We start from the raw sequence: 12,751 nt of genomic DNA on the forward strand, positions 1-12,751 counted from the left end.
CGATGAGCACCCCCAAACCCTTCACCCTGCGGATCCCCGACGCCGAGATCGCGGACCTGCGCGAACGGCTCGCACGCACGCGCTTTCCCGACGAGCCGCCGCTTGCGCCATGGTCCACGGGGACGAGCGTCGCATATCTGAAATCGCTCACCGACTACTGGCAGAATGACTTCGACTGGCGCGCGTGGGAAACGAAGCTCAATTCGTTTCCACAGTTCACACTGCCGGTCCGCGGCATCGAGGTGCATTTCATCCACGCACCGAGCAAGAAGCCGGGCGCGATGCCGCTGCTGCTGTCACACGGCTGGCCGGGTTCGGTGTTCGAGTTTCACAAGTTGATCCCGCTGCTCACCGAGCACTTCACCGTCGTCGCGCCCTCGCTCCCCGGTTATACGCTGTCGTTCACGCCGGGCCAGCAACGCTTCGGCCTCGTCGAGATCGCCGAAGTCTTCGCCGAGCTGATGACGACGCTAGGCTACGGAAGATTCGGCGCGCAGGGCGGCGACTGGGGCAGTTTCATCACCTCGGTACTGGGCCATCGTTTCGCGGCCCGCACGTCCGGCATCCATCTCAATATGCTTCCGTTGCGGCGCGATCTGAAAATGCCACCGAATCCGAATCCGAATCCCGAAGAGAGAAGGTATCTCGATCAGCTCGACAATTTCGTCAAAGAGGAGACGGGCTATCAGTGGATGCAGGGAACGCGACCGCAGACGCTTGCGTTCGGCCTGACCGACTCGCCGGCCGGCCTCGCGGCCTGGATCGTGGAGAAATTCCGCGCGTGGACCGACAACAACGGCAGCCCCGAAGACGCCGTCACGCGCGACGAGATGCTCGCCAACATTTCGCTCTACTGGTTCACGGGTGCGATCGGCTCGTCGTTCTGGCCGTATTACGCGCGCATGCACAGCCCGTGGCCGGTGCCGGAGGGCGAGATCGTCGAGGCTCCGATGGGATACGCGGAATTCCCGCGCGAAAACCTCACGCCGCCGCGCTCGCTCGCGGAACAATCCTTCGGCGACATCCGTCGCTGGACCCGCATGACGAAGGGCGGACATTTCGCCGCGCTGGAACAGCCGCAGGCGCTCGCCGAGGACGTCATCGCGTTTTTCGGTGCGCTCGAATGACCGGTACGTCGCGTACAAGTGGGGAGCGAAAGGGTTCGCCGGCACGGCTCGGTCCCGGTTCGGCCGGACGGGTTATTGGTGAGACTCTGACCGTCATCACCGAGGCGGTCCTGATCCCCACGCGGACTCCGCGCAGATCACCGCGCTCGACAGTGCCATCGGCCGGCTATCGGACCACTCCCAACGGTGTGGACTGACACCGGTCGAGTCGGCGCCGTGGGCGCTGGGCATGTCGACCGCCTCCGAGCCGCTTGCCGTGGAACGGTCCCGACTCGGTGCCGTCCGCAGCACCACGGTGTCGCATTCGCTCGATCAGCTCCGGGCCGCCTACGTTGGCGGCAACGTCGTCTCCGCCCTCGTCTGCTCGCGCCTGGACGACACCGCCTCGAGATCCGCTTGACCGAGCCCGTACGCCAACGCTGGGCGAAGGGTCTGCCCGTCAACCATGTTGGGCGCGGATTCCGGCGATATCGCTCATGTGCTCATCGTGAAAGAGCGGACGGGTACATCCTTGTAGTAATGGCAGGCCAGCCCCTCTGTCGCCAGCAGACGAGCTGGCTGCGCCATCAGGCGAGCCGACGGTGTGCTGGGTCGTCTTCGGACCCCCTGAGGACTTCGGGCCTCGCGAGGCCAAGATGATCGCGCAGCGTGGACCCGGTGTACTCCGAGGAATGCAGCCCTCGCCGCTGCAGTTCAGGAAGAAGGCTGTCGCAGATGACGTCGAGCCCGTCCGGCATGTAAACGGGGGTGATGGCGAAGCCATCACAGGCCCCCGTGGTGAACCATTCCTCGAATCTGTCTGCTACCCGAGCCACGGAGTCGGTCACCGTGCTGTGACCCAGTCCTCGCTCACTCTCGAAGATGAGGTCCCTCAGCGTCATCTTGTCGCGTACCGCCATGGCGTAGAAGTTCTTGTACCGACTCGCTCCGAGCCCTCCGGCCGAGCCTGCTACCTCGGGATCCGCAAGGCGGTCCGGCGGGATCGGTGCGTCCAACGGGAGACCGGTAAGGTCTGCCCCTTGCAGGGTGATCTCCATTGCCTTTCGGCCGACCTCCATGTCCACAAGCGTTGCCAGCTCCGCAGCGATCTGCTGCGCCGCAGCGAAGCTTTCACCGATGATCGGCGCTATGCCCGGAAGGATCTTGATCGTCGACGGATCGCGTCCGAGGGCCGCCGCACGGCCTTTGACATCCGAGTAGAACTGTTGCGCCTCTTCGATATCGGTCTGAGCCGTGAAGACGACCTCGGCATGGCGTGCCGCGAAGTCCATCCCGTCGCTGGACTGCCCCGCCTGCACAATGACCGGCCTGCCCTGGGGTGATCGCGGCATCTTGAGCTGGCCTTGCACGCTGAAGTACTCACCCTGAAAGTTGACCGGGTGAATACCATCGCGTCGGGCCCAGACTCGGGAGTCACGATCGTTCACGACCGCATCGTCGTCCCAGGCGTCCCAGAGTTCTTCGGCTACTCGCACGAACTCATCGGCGCGCAAGTATCGTTCCGCGCGCGGCGGCAGCTCGACACCGAACACCTCGCCACCCGCGGACGACGTCACCACATTCCAGCCGACCCGGCCCTTGCTCATGTGGTCGATGCTGGCCAGGTAGCGGGCCAGGTTGTAGGGATTCACAAACGACGTCGACACCGTGCCGATCAGGCCGATTTGCGTGGTGACTGGACAGAGCGCGCTCATCAGCGTCAACGGCTCGACGCCCGTGGAGAAGGGGTCCCTACCGAGGTGGGCCTCGTAGAAGACGTCCGCCAAGAAGAGCGCGTCGAACCCGGCGCGCTCGGCTCGCTGCGCCACCTCGATCGCGAAGTCGAGCTTGTAGAGATCTTCGACGCGGCTTTCCGGCCGACGCCAACTCGATGGGAGCCTGCCTCCAGGATTGAAGAACAAGACTAGATTCATGTGCACATCGGTATTTGACAAGGGATTCCTCCAGTCGGGGTAAAGATGCCGCCTGACTACATGACCGCGTGGCGGGCGGGGCGGTGCAACTCATTACGCCTATAGGACGCGCTCCAAGAAGGCCTTGGTTCGCTCGGCGCGGGGGCGCAGGGTGACCTCTTCTGGGCTGCCTTGCTCCACAATCGTTCCTCCATCCATGAAAACCACGCGGTTGGCTACCTCGCGAGCAAATGCAATCTCATGCGTAACGACCAGCAAGGTCATTCCCTCATCCGCGACGTCGCGAATGACCGACAACACCTCACCCACGAGTTCCGGGTCCAACGCACTCGTAGGCTCATCGAACAGGATCAACTTCGGGTCGATCGCCAAGGCGCGGGCGATCGCGACTCGCTGCTGCTCGCCACCGGAAAGCTGCCGCGGGTACTTGCCAGTCTTCGAGCCCAGGCCGACGCGCTCGAGCAACTCGACGCTCCTCGCCCGCGCCGCCCCCTTTTCCTTACCGTGGACCGTGAGGGGTGCGAGACTTACGTTTTGCTCCGCCGTCAAGTGCGGGTATAGGTTGAAGTGCTGAAACACCATGCCGATCTTGGCACGCTGCTTCGCCACGTCACGCCCCTTCATCTCCCGCAGCTTGCCCCCTCGCTCGCGGTAGCCAACGGTCTCACCGTCCACCATGAGACGTCCGCCATCGAGGTGCTCGAGGTGATTGACGCAGCGCAGCAACGTGCTCTTCCCGGCCCCGGACGGTCCGATCAAGCAGCAGACCTCACCCTTGGCAACGTCCAGTGACACATCCTTCAGAACCTGTTGATGACCGTAGTGCTTACTGATCGATCGGGCAGAAATCATGGGATTCATGCGCGCACTCCTCTCCGCATACTGCCGAGGATGTCCCCAATGGCAGACTTCTTGGCACTCCGGGTCGTCCCGCGAGCAAACCGCTTCTCGATGAAGATCTGGCCGATGCTGAGAATTGTGGTCATGAACAGATACCAGAGAGCGGCGACGATCAGCAGCGGAATTACTTGGTAGGTCGTGTTGTAAATGTTTCCTACTGTGGTAAGAAGCTCCGTGTACGAAACGATGCTCGCGAGTGACGTCCACTTCAACATCCCGATGGTCTCGTTCGCCGTCGGGGGAATAATCACTCGCATCGCTTGCGGCAGCACGATGAAGCGCAGCGTCTGAGCGCGACTCAACCCGTACGCGTCGGCCGCATCGGACTGCCCTTCGTCGACCGAAAGAATGCCCGCCCTGACGATTTCCGAGTGATAGGCCGCAAAATTCAGGCTGAGTCCAAGCACCGCCGCCAGGAACGGCGTCATGAGTTCATTGGTATTCCAACTCACGAAGGTGAACCCGAACATCTCGATTTCGATGGATGGGAAGACGCTGGAGAGATTGAACCAGAAGATTAGTTGGATGAGGGTGGGCGTTCCCCGAAAGAACCACTGGTAGAACGAAGCAACGCCCTTCAAGATCGGATTCGGCGATAGACGCATGATAGCGATGACGGTCCCGAGAATTACTCCCACTACCATGCAGATAACAGTCATCTGAAGCGTCCGGAGAACACCGAGGAGGACGTCCGTGTCGAAGAGGTAGTCCCAGACTACGTCCCACTCGAACGTCGGCGTTACCACGAGGATCCGCACAGACCAAGCCGCCAGCAACAGGATGACCACAGCCGCCATCCACCGGTACGGGTGACCTAGCTTGACGATAGGAAGAGTCGCATCGCCGGGCGATGGCACGTCTGCCACCCCCTCTTCTGCGGAGGGCGAGGGCGCATCCAATTTGTTGATCATGGTCAGCAGTCCGCCGTCTCGGTGTTGATGCGAATCGGGGTCAGAGCCACATCGCCCGCTCCGTACTGCCCCATGATGTCCGCCCAGGTCCCATCCTCGATCAGCGCCGAAACCGCCTCGCACACAGCGTTGATCATGACGTCATTGTCCTTCTTGTACAGCCAACCGGTGTACACATCCGGGCCCTCGATGACCTCGTCGAGGGCTTCGAAGTCGTCATTCGTCTTGACGAGTTCCGCCGCCATGATGACGTCGATAAGCGTGGCGTCGGTCCGCCCGTTGGTAATCGTGACCAGGTTGTCCGCGGGGTTGACCAGATCCAAGATCTCAATCGCCGGTTTGCCAGCAGCGACGCAGTCCTCGGACAACCGGCTGACAATGTCGTGCTGAACGCTCACCGGTGCTTCGCCGAGCGTCGCCCCACACAGGTTGGTTGCATCGATAGATGCTGGGTTTCCCGCGGCCGTCACGACTTTGAAACCTGCGGTGTACAGGTCAGTGAAGCTGACCACCTCTCGGCGTTCCTCCGTGTCGGCCATGACGCCGATCATGACGTCGTTTCGTCCGCTCACAACAGAGGGAATCATGGCTTCGAACTTCATCGAATGAAACTTCGGGGTGACCCCCAACTTCTGTGCGACAGCCCTCAACAGGTCAGGCTCCAGACCTCCCGGCTCCCCATCGGTGCCAACCGTGGTGTAGGGCGGGTAAGGCACGTACACGGCGACATCGAGCGCGCCCTTGGCCTCGACGCTCTCCGGGAGGGCAATGGAGGACCCGTTGGTGTCTGCTCCCGCCGAACTTTGGCTGTCAGAACCGCCGCCCGCGCATGATGCCAGAGCGACGAGGCTCAATGCCCCGACAACCGTAGTGACTGACTTGGTGATGTGCTTCACGGATTTCCTTTCGAATTGGAATACAACGAAGCTTCAGACGACCTGCACGCCGATGTGCGGGTCCCGACCCCCGTACTGCGTGTCCGTAGACGAGGTTGCGCGGCCTGGCCGGTTGTCGCCGGCTCACGAATGCTGAACTGGCCTGTTGAAACGATCGGTCGGCGTACTTGAACCGCAAGTGCATTTCGCCGTTTGCGAAGCGCTCGCCCGAACGGCCCTGCCAGCAGTAAGAAAGCGATTCCCGCTGCCTGACAACCCATCCGAGGAGCCGGTGCCGAGCCAGCGCTCGCGTTGTCGCCACCCTCTACGACAATAATACGAACACAGACGATCCACGGTGGCAAGGGTTCAAACAAATCCGTGCAGAATTTTTCCTGTTTGAAACACGCGAAGAAGCCCCCACAACCCGATCACTCCGGGCGTGAATCGCGAAGTCTCGGCGGTGCCCAACTTACTGCGTGGCCGCCCAGGGCACGCCCCGGCGGAGCCAGTAGCAAGCCGACGAATCCTCTCGGCCGCCCTTCCGTCCATGAACCGCAGGCGCCGTGTTCAGACCTCGGCGGGTGTCCAATATATGTTTTTGCGCAATCTATTTCGAGAAACCCAGCGACGGTGACACCGCGATCAATCGGCCTGAGGTGCCACCGCACGGCCAGGTGCAGGTTCGGTCTCCGTCACGTCCGCCGCCATCCCACGAGGGCCGGCGCGCCGGGTGCCGGCAGCTGGGCGGGCGACCAGCCCCCGGCCTGGCACCCGAACACCTAGTCCCCGCTTCGAACGACTTGGCGACGGGTTTGTCCGCCCGCAGCTCTTGCGCCAGGGAGATAGTCTGTGTTCGTATTACCGGCGAGCCGGAGGTGCCTCGCGTGACAATCGAAGTGACTCCTAGTTTGGTCGGCGACGGGATAACAACCGAACCGGCAGAACAGGCGCATGAGCGGCGAGGAGACCGTAGTCCACGTGACAAAGGAGAACGCACTCGTGCCTGAGATCCCCGCGGCCCATTCCTATCGGACCTCTGAGGCTCACATCTCGTACCGAGACCTCGGGTCGGGGCCCACCCTCCTGCTCCTTCACGGAGGAGCTCCAGGGGAAACGGGATGGGACAGCTTTGCTGCCTGCATCGAGGTTCTGCGGGCCAGGTTCAGAGTAATCGTTCCGGACCAACCCGGTTTCGGACAGTCTCATCTCGTCGAGGACAGCGGACTCCCTTATAACGCCATCTCCGCGAAGGCCATGGCCGAACTGCTCAGCCATCTCGACGTCGGGCGGGTTTACGTGTCGGGAAACTCGCTGGGCGGGGGCGTCGCGCTGCGAATGGCGCTCGAGTATCCGGATCTCGTAGACCGCATCGTCCTCATAGCTCCATTCGTTCGCGGATTCTGCCCGCAATTTCTTGCGCCTCCTTCAGAGGGGGCAGCGCTTCTTCACGACTATTACCCCCACCCGTCGCCAAACAAGATGCGGCACTTGCTCACCCGGCTGGTGGCCGACGTGAGCACGGTTCCCCACCTCGACACGGCTGTCGCCTCGCGGTACGAAGGCACGCTGAGGCCCGGGATCGAGGCGGCAAGCCAACGCCTTGCCAGCGGCGGCTGGGTTGAGGATTACGAGCGCCGAACCCCAGCTCAGTGGATCGGCACCATCGACAAGATGACACTCGTCCTTTGGGGGCGTGACGACAGGTTCTGTCCGACCGACGACGCATTTCACTACTTGTCTGCGCTTCGGCGGTCCGAATTGCTCGTGTTTCCGGAAACGGGCCACTGGCTACAGCAAGAACGAAGCACGGAATTCGCCAGTTACGTGACCGCCTTTCTTACTCGCTAGCACCGTACGAGCACCCCCACGCCAGATGCGTCGCAGTGGAGGAGGCAGAGGGCGAACATGACCGCTTCAGCAAGGTCGCCGAGCCGGCGCGCTGCCGCGAGACAGCCCGTCCACCCGGATTGCGAAACCAGGGTTGCGCAGTCGTCGCACGCCAAGGAACTCCGCGGGCAAGGCCACAGTCATCTATTCGGCCTAGGTCTTCTTTCTGAAGGCAGACCTTCCGACCCAGGGGTGGATATATATCCGACGGACCGTGCTTGTCCTCGTTGCCCGTTGCCTAGTTGCGGAACCCCTGAACGAAACGGAGTCGGACCGAACCACGGCCCGAGAAGGGCTCCCGAGGTGGGCGACCGCCGGCCTCCGATACCGCGCTCTGCCGCCCCGCAACACCGTCGAGCGTGGTTTGAACCGACTCGCACACCGGCGCGGTGCTCAACCTGCTACGACAAGTACGCCATCACCAACCTCGGCGGAGTACTCCTCGCCTCAACGATCACAACCCCACCGACTGCGCAATTAGCAGACAGAACTCAGCCACGCATCGACACGCTGTGCGATTTCCTCAGACCCCATCTCGATGATGAAGTTGTGCCCATGGCCCGACAGTCCCCAGTCCGTGGCAAGTCGGGTAATCGGTACCCCTAACGCTGTCGACGTCTCCTCCGCCCTCGCCTCTGGTATGAGCTGATCTTGGTCCGCGACAAGTAGGAGCACGGGGATCTGACTCCCCCAACCTGGCGCGACAGCGGGATCTGTTTTCAGATCCATATTCAGCCCGAGGGATGCGTTGAAGATTCGGGGGGTCAACGGCACGAGTGATGATCGATAGTTGCCAATCGCCTGCTGTGGAAAGCACTCGCTGTTGGCGAACAGCGAACGAACCATCTCATCCGTGAAGACCACACATTGGTCCAGGGGAGCTGGATCCCAGCCTGCGACAGGGCTCTCCACGGAGGCCGGGGCAAGCGCTGCGATGGCACGAATCTTGCCTGGGTGACGCTCGGCCACTTTCAGAGACAATGCGGCGCCGATGCTGTGCCCGACCAACACGACCGGGCCTGTCTGTTCCAAAAGTGCGATGAGGCCGTCGACAACGTCGTTGGCGGAAACTGCGACGTTGTCCAGTGTGAGGCCGCTCGAGCGCCCGGTTCCCGGCCAGTCGACTACGAAGACGTCCCACCCAAACGCAGCGAACCTGAGTGCCCAGCCCGCGCGACCATCGGGAGTCGTCGTCCACGCGGTCCCGGTGTGGAAGCCGCCATGGACCATGACGAGCGGGCCCCTTGACACCTTGGCTCCCGGAGACGGACGCCAGTGCTGTACGTAGACCTGATGCGGGACTTGCCCAACGAAGCGCTCCGACATCGATACCACAACGTCGTCGTCAGTGGTGATCTGGTCCAACTTGCACCTCCGAATGTCCAGGTAGTCAAATAGTCGAACTGCCGCCGCAGATCAGGCGTGTGGCAACAGTGAAGGATCGTCATTGTATGTCCGCCGCCACCAGTGCCGCGCGGGGCAGACGCGTCCTACCGCCGGCCGTGTTGGCAGGAATCGGATGCTCGCTGGTTCGCCACTGACAGGCGTCGGATGGCGACCGATCAAGGTTGGGGGACCAGACCTGCGGCCTCAATGCCTGCTACTGCGACGGCCTCGTCGTTGTCGGAGGTGTCCCCGGAAACTCCGACGGCACCCACTAGGGACCCCTCGGTCTCACGTACGAGAACGCCGCCAGGGACAGGCACCAGCGATCCACCGATTGCGGCGGTTGCCGCGGCAATAAAGTATGGCTGCTGCTCTGCCCTGCCCATGAGCGAACGGGAGCCGATCCCGAGTGCAAGTGCTCCATGGGCCTTGCCGAACGCGATGTCAAATCTCTTGTTCGAAGCCCCGTCCTCGCGTTCAGCTGCCAGCACGTGCCCCCCTGCGTCGAGGACAACAATTGTGAGCGGCTCGAACCCTTTGTCGCTGGCACATGTTCGAGCCGCCTCGATGATTCTTCTCGCCGTGACGAGGTCAATGGTCATGCGTTTCTCCATCACTATTCTGTCGCACTGTCACATTCGCGCGGCCAGGGACTTGTGTCGTATTCGGCGGAGTCATCACTGGTGTGCACAGCACCGAGGAAAACGAATCACGGAATGATCCCGTCACGCTGTACGAAGTATTCTTGGATATCGATCAAGCCAACTGGCCTCACAGCGCCTTGGAGCCGCTGGCTCGGCTTCCTGATACCGATTGAAAATGCCGCTGCATCGCCTTTCGGAGTGGCGGCCTCCGAGCTGGAGGCGGTACACGTGCGGCCGGCAAAGTCGAACAAGACATCTCGTGCAAGGGGGCATTACGGGAATAGGTGTGCGGGGACGGCGCGGTTCTCCAATCTCGCTGCACCACGGGCCCCTCGATGGGCATACTCCGCCCGGCGGGGATACGTGAGCAGCTCGGCGATGTCCAGAACAGGGAGGGTGTGTTTGGCTGCGAGGTCTTCGATTCCGGCCCGCGGCAGCACGTGACCCTGGTCGGCTACGAGCGTGGCCAGTACGGCGACCTGGGGCAGTCCGGCTAGTGTGCACAGATCGACGGCAGCTTCCGGATGCGTGAGGCGTTCGAACACGCCGCCCGAGTGGGTGCATAGCGGTAGCACGTGGCCCGGCCGAACCAAGTCGGCGGGGCTTGTGCAGGGAGCCGCCAACGTGCGGAACGTGCGGGCGCGGTCCACGGCACTGATCCCGGTGGTTACTCCGTGCCGGGCGTCCACGCTCACGGTGTATTGGTCGTCGAGGGTAACTTGGTTTCGCGGCACCATCGGAGGAAGGTCGAGCTCGTCGGCTCGAGCTTCTGACATCGGCGCGCAGAGCAGGCCAGAGGTGTGCCGCACAGTCCATGCAACCCACTTCATGTCTACTCCGTGTGCGGCCAGGACTACGGCGCCGGCACCGGTCGAATCAACAGTGAACACCGGTCGTCCCTCCCGTAGTGAGGCCAGCGCCGCATCGACTCTCATGCTGATTCCTGTTGGATCCGGTGAAGACCACTGCGGTGAAACACGATCGGTGCGACGTTGGGCTGAAGACTCAGATCGTTGATGCGCAGCACGATGATCGTATGGTCGCCTGCTGGAAGTTCCTGCTCGACCGAGGTGTTCAACCACACACTGGCTCCCTCGATGAAGACGGCGCCGCCCTCATGTGTCTGAGTGGTCAACCCCTCGAATCGGTCTCCGATCTTCGCTGACAGTGATCGCACCGCCCCATCGTGTGTCTCCCCGAGAATGCTGATTCCAATGCGCGGCGATTCTTGTAGTCGTGGCCACGTCGCCGAGGTGTTCTGCGGGCAGACAGCAACTAGCGGAGGGTCCAGCGACACCGAGACAAAGCTACTCGCCGCCATACCGATCCGTTCACCACCGATCTCCGCACACACCGCAACCACTCCACTCGGGTATTGGCCGAACGCCTCTCGAAGGGTTGGCCCGTCCAGGGCCGACTGCGCGATCATGCGTGCTCCCTCCCGGAGGATTTCCGGATAGCGTCGCCTGTCATCACGGTCGTTTCCATGTATATGTACCTCACGTTTCCGAGTCGGGTCCACCGTCGGTGTAGTTGCGCCCCCAACGGAAGGGGCACACCTGATGGAGGAGGAGGTCGTGGTCACGCGCGTGCTGTGGGCACGGGGCGTGGGGGTCACCGGAGCCACCCGATGTTGGTGGTGGGTGGTGAAAGCGAACCAACTTTCACCACCGCCAGCGGGGCGAATCAGCTGAGAAGGTTCCCGCGGAGAGTGGACGCACTGTACTCCTTGCGGAACACTCCGCGGCGTTGAAGCTCGGGCACGACCGAGCGGCAGAACTGTTCATGCGAGCCGGGGAAGGTTGTCGGCATGATGACGAACCCGTCGCACGCGCCCGATTCGAACAGGTCCTGGAGTTCATCGGCGACGCTTTCTGGCGTACCGACCAATGAACCTCCGCGCGAGCGCTTTGCAGCTGCCTCCGCCAGTGTGACCCCACTCTTCTCTGCGAACTGGTTGAGCTCGTCAGTCCTGCCCCGGGTGCCCTGGTTTCCTCGAACGTTGCTGACTTCTTCGAGGGTCTGATGCTTGCTCAGGTCGGCACCGACCGATAGCGACGCATACGCCAGGTCATACTCGCTGTGCTGCAGACTATCCAGGTAATCGGCACGTTCGCGAGCGATCGAGTCGGTCTCACCCAGGATCGGTGTCACTCCGGGAAGGATCTTGCATGAGATTGGATCTCGACCGGCCTCCACGACCTGGCGTTTCATATCTTCGTAGAAGGCAACCATCTCCGCTCGACCGCCTGGTCGAGTGAAGACGACTTCCGCCCATCGAGCCGCGAACTCCCGTCCCCGATCAGAACTACCTGCCTGCATAATGACCGGATGTCCTTGAGGGCTGCGTGGTGTCGGGAGCGGACCGCGCGACTTCACCCACTTGCCTTGATAATCGGCGTAGTGAACCTTGTCTGTATCTCCGAAAACTCCGCGACGCTTGTCGAAAATGAACGGATCGTCGTCCCACGTGTTCCACAGAGCGCTACATGCCTCCAGTACCTCGTCCGCCCGGTCGTAGCGCTCACCATGCGGAGGCAATCCGTCGAGCCCGGCGTTGGCTGCCTCGAGTTCGCTGGTGGATGTTACGACATTCCAAGCCACACGCCCCTTGCTCAACATGTCGATCGAGGCTAGGGAGCGCGCGATATGGAATGCGTTGTGGAAGCTGGTCGAGATTGTCACGCCCAGACCAAGCCGCGTCGTAACTCGCGCCATGATCGGAAGAACCGTCAGAGGATCGAGATAGCTGTTCTGTCCGCCCGAGCGAATAAACATCTCGAGCCCCTTGTAGGTGTCGGCCACACCGAAAAGGTCGGCGAAGAATGCGCCGTCGAACTTCGCTGCCTCTAATGTCTGGGCCATGTGTTCGTAACGGACCGGATCGAAAATGTCGTCCAAAGTCGCCTCGGGGTGCCGCCATCCACCCGAGTGCAACGCAGTCGGGCCAGTCTTCAGGTATCCGATCAAATTCATCATGCGAGTCATGATCTATCCCTCTTCTGTTGCAATCGTTTGTCTTCTGATCAATTCTGACTTCAGCAGCACAGTGAATGTGCACGTCGGCCGGCTGCCGGGGTGGTTTGTGTCATGCGTCGCTGAGGT

Annotated in this window: 12 protein-coding genes; 3 read left to right on the forward strand and 9 right to left on the reverse strand. The window is 61.9% G+C overall.

Annotation, left to right across the window (positions count from 1 at the left end):
- Positions 1–2 precede the first annotated feature (2 nt).
- Positions 3–1,127 (forward strand): epoxide hydrolase family protein, encoded by a 1,125-nt coding sequence (locus AZG88_RS40885; RefSeq protein WP_061700980.1) that lies wholly within the window; start codon positions 3–5, stop codon positions 1,125–1,127.
- Between the two features lie 229 nt (positions 1,128–1,356).
- Positions 1,357–1,527 carry a hypothetical protein gene (locus AZG88_RS54705; protein ID WP_005250348.1) on the forward strand — a complete coding sequence of 57 codons (171 nt, stop codon included), beginning with the start codon at positions 1,357–1,359 and terminating at the stop codon, positions 1,525–1,527.
- A gap of 166 nt (positions 1,528–1,693) precedes the next feature.
- Here the strand turns inward: AZG88_RS54705 and AZG88_RS40890 are convergent, their stop codons facing one another.
- From AZG88_RS40890 to AZG88_RS40905, 4 genes are all read right to left on the reverse strand, one after another.
- The gene (locus AZG88_RS40890; protein WP_005250346.1) at positions 1,694–3,040 is read right to left on the reverse strand and encodes an NtaA/DmoA family FMN-dependent monooxygenase; all 1,347 of its coding nucleotides are present in this window, start codon (positions 3,038–3,040) and stop codon (positions 1,694–1,696) included.
- 99 nt (positions 3,041–3,139) lie between these two features.
- The gene (locus AZG88_RS40895; protein WP_025433433.1) at positions 3,140–3,892 is read right to left on the reverse strand and encodes an amino acid ABC transporter ATP-binding protein; all 753 of its coding nucleotides are present in this window, start codon (positions 3,890–3,892) and stop codon (positions 3,140–3,142) included.
- 5 nt (positions 3,893–3,897) lie between these two features.
- Positions 3,898–4,851 (reverse strand): amino acid ABC transporter permease, encoded by a 954-nt coding sequence (locus AZG88_RS40900; protein WP_005250344.1) that lies wholly within the window; start codon positions 4,849–4,851, stop codon positions 3,898–3,900.
- Between the two features lie 2 nt (positions 4,852–4,853).
- The gene (locus AZG88_RS40905) at positions 4,854–5,747 is read right to left on the reverse strand and encodes a transporter substrate-binding domain-containing protein (protein ID WP_005250338.1); all 894 of its coding nucleotides are present in this window, start codon (positions 5,745–5,747) and stop codon (positions 4,854–4,856) included.
- A gap of 933 nt (positions 5,748–6,680) precedes the next feature.
- Here AZG88_RS40905 and AZG88_RS40910 point away from each other — a divergent pair.
- On the forward strand, positions 6,681–7,577 hold the full coding sequence (locus AZG88_RS40910) for an alpha/beta fold hydrolase (protein WP_025433435.1): 897 nt from the start codon (positions 6,681–6,683) through the stop codon (positions 7,575–7,577).
- A 516-nt stretch (positions 7,578–8,093) separates the two neighbouring features.
- On the opposite strand, the gene AZG88_RS40915 is transcribed toward AZG88_RS40910, so the two are convergent.
- The 5 genes from AZG88_RS40915 to AZG88_RS40935 form a co-directional block, all read right to left on the reverse strand.
- Complete coding sequence (locus AZG88_RS40915; RefSeq protein WP_025433436.1) at positions 8,094–8,981, reverse strand: alpha/beta fold hydrolase; 888 nt, start codon at positions 8,979–8,981, stop codon at positions 8,094–8,096.
- A 197-nt stretch (positions 8,982–9,178) separates the two neighbouring features.
- On the reverse strand, positions 9,179–9,604 hold the full coding sequence (locus AZG88_RS40920; RefSeq protein WP_061045662.1) for a GlcG/HbpS family heme-binding protein: 426 nt from the start codon (positions 9,602–9,604) through the stop codon (positions 9,179–9,181).
- A 314-nt stretch (positions 9,605–9,918) separates the two neighbouring features.
- Positions 9,919–10,581: a 3,4-dihydroxy-2-butanone-4-phosphate synthase gene (locus tag AZG88_RS40925; RefSeq protein ID WP_082764924.1), complete on the reverse strand. Its 663-nt coding sequence runs from the start codon at positions 10,579–10,581 to the stop codon at positions 9,919–9,921.
- Entirely contained in the window at positions 10,578–11,075 is a 498-nt protein-coding gene (locus AZG88_RS40930) for a flavin reductase family protein (protein WP_005250333.1), read from the reverse strand. The genes AZG88_RS40925 and AZG88_RS40930 overlap by 4 nt, the downstream gene beginning before the upstream one ends.
- A gap of 257 nt (positions 11,076–11,332) precedes the next feature.
- Positions 11,333–12,625, reverse strand: a complete 1,293-nt coding sequence (locus tag AZG88_RS40935) for an LLM class flavin-dependent oxidoreductase (protein ID WP_197436375.1) — start codon at positions 12,623–12,625, stop codon at positions 11,333–11,335.
- Between the last annotated feature and the right edge of the window lie 126 nt (positions 12,626–12,751).

This window comes from Rhodococcus sp. LB1 (assembly GCF_001583455.1).
Lineage (GTDB): Bacteria > Actinomycetota > Actinomycetes > Mycobacteriales > Mycobacteriaceae > Rhodococcus_F > Rhodococcus_F opacus.